Annotated in this window: 8 tRNA genes and 2 rRNA genes; all 10 read left to right on the top strand. The window is 51.2% G+C overall.

Annotated features, from left to right (window positions below):
* Positions 1-181: ribosomal RNA gene (locus tag GJ688_RS19615) — 23S ribosomal RNA — on the top strand; the annotation flags it as partial.
* Positions 182-232: 51 nt separating this feature from the next.
* A tRNA-Lys gene (locus GJ688_RS19610) sits at positions 233-308 on the top strand.
* Positions 309-313: 5 nt separating this feature from the next.
* Positions 314-389: transfer RNA gene (locus GJ688_RS19605), tRNA-Glu, on the top strand.
* A gap of 5 nt (positions 390-394) precedes the next feature.
* A tRNA-Asp gene (locus GJ688_RS19600) sits at positions 395-471 on the top strand.
* Between the two features lie 79 nt (positions 472-550).
* Positions 551-627: transfer RNA gene (locus GJ688_RS19595), tRNA-Pro, on the top strand.
* Between the two features lie 15 nt (positions 628-642).
* Positions 643-717: transfer RNA gene (locus GJ688_RS19590), tRNA-Gly, on the top strand.
* 20 nt (positions 718-737) lie between these two features.
* Positions 738-813 (top strand) — tRNA-Trp (locus tag GJ688_RS19585).
* Positions 814-824: 11 nt separating this feature from the next.
* Positions 825-900 (top strand) — tRNA-Thr (locus tag GJ688_RS19580).
* Positions 901-909: 9 nt separating this feature from the next.
* A tRNA-Leu gene (locus GJ688_RS19575) sits at positions 910-992 on the top strand.
* Between the two features lie 382 nt (positions 993-1,374).
* Positions 1,375-1,818, top strand: a 16S ribosomal RNA gene (locus GJ688_RS19570); the annotation flags it as partial.

Below are 1,818 nucleotides of genomic sequence, written 5' to 3'. Positions count from 1 at the left end.
GTAGCTATGTCGGGAGCGGATAAGCGCTGAAAGCATCTAAGCGCGAAACCGACCCAAAGATGAGACTTCCCACTACGCAAGTAGGTAAGACCCCAGGAAGATGACCTGGTCGATCGGCCCGGGATGTACACGCCGTGAGGCGTTTAGTCGACGGGTACGAATCGGTCGAGGACTTGACCTTATGCTTTACTATCTCTTCTGTGCAGTTTTCAGGGAGCTATGCTCCCTGTAGGATCTATTAGCTCAGTTGGTAGAGCACCTGACTTTTAATCAGGGTGTCGCTGGTTCGAGTCCAGCATGGATCACCATATATGGCCCGTTGGTCAAGCGGTCTAAGACACCGCCCTTTCACGGCGGTTACAGGGGTTCGAATCCCCTACGGGTCACCATATACGGAGCAGTGGTGTAGAGGCCTAACATGCCAGCCTGTCACGCTGGAGATCGCGGGTTCGAATCCCGTCTGCTCCGCCATTCTATTTCTCGATGTCAACGGTAGATAAACCAAATGTTAACCTGCAGGTTGTTTGGCAGTATAGCTCAGTTGATCTATCGGGGTGTAGCTCAGTTTGGTAGAGCGCCTGCTTCGGGAGCAGGAGGCCGCACGTTCAAGTCGTGTCACTCCGACCATTATATGTTCTAAATGCGAAAGTAGCTCAGCGGTAGAGCATCGCCTTGCCAAGGCGAGGGTCGAGAGTTCGAATCTCGTCTTCCGCTCCATCATTTGATTCCATCTATATAGGGGAGTAGATCAATTGGTAGAGCGGCGGTCTCCAAAATCGTAGGCTGCGGGTTCAAGTCCTGTCTCCCCTGCCAAAAGCGTATATGCCGCTGTAGCTCAGTCGGTAGAGCGTATCCTTGGTAAGGATAAGGTCACCGGTTCAATCCCGGTCAGTGGCTCCATAGGTTGCTGCGAGAGTGGCGGAACTGGCAGACGCGCACGTTTGAGGGGCGTGTGGGCAACCGTGAGGGTTCAAATCCCTCCTCTCGCACCAAATATTAACGGTTGAAATAGTAAATGCTAAGTGATAAAATAAATCTTCTGTCTAGGACAGAGCGTTTTATTAGGTTACACAAGCTGTTACGTTTATATCCTTATTCAAAAGGTTTTTATGCAACATAAGTTGCTTAAAAGTACCAGTTGAATTAGGGGAATAAACATGATACTATAAGATTCCGCCCGGCAAGCGGGTGAAAAAATCTGGTCCTTGAAAATCAAACAGTTGTAAGCAAAAGCGTGCGAAACCAAAGTCAATTTGACCCGCGCAAGCGGGAAGGATGGACAACTTCTTACAAGTGGACGACTTCTGTTATCAGAAGCCTTACCTCGATAAGAAATTTAATCAACTAGAGCTTGACTCAAGCTTATCTACATTATTTGTGGAGAGTTTGATCCTGGCTCAGGACGAACGCTGGCGGCATGCCTAACACATGCAAGTCGAACGGAGAGCTGAAGTTTCGATGGAGGCTCTTAGTGGCGGACGGGTGAGTAACGCGTGGATAACCTGCCTGAGAGTGGGGGATAACAGCCCGAAAGGGCTGCTAATACCGCATAACGTTGTCTGGGGACATCCCCGGACAACCAAAGGAGCAATCCGCTCTTGGATGGGTCCGCGTCCGATTAGCTAGTTGGTGAGGTAAGGGCTCACCAAGGCGACGATCGGTAGCCGGCCTGAGAGGGTGAACGGCCACACTGGGACTGAGACACGGCCCAGACTCCTACGGGAGGCAGCAGTGGGGAATCTTCCGCAATGGGCGAAAGCCTGACGGAGCAATGCCGCGTGGGGGATGAAGGTCTTCGGATTGTAAACCCTTGTCTTC

It is taken from the genome of Heliobacterium mobile (genome assembly GCF_009720735.1).
Taxonomy (GTDB): domain Bacteria; phylum Bacillota; class Desulfitobacteriia; order Heliobacteriales; family Heliobacteriaceae; genus Heliobacterium; species Heliobacterium mobile.
The sequence above is the reverse complement of the archived record's forward strand: the minus strand, read 5'-3'. Positions and strand labels throughout refer to the sequence as shown.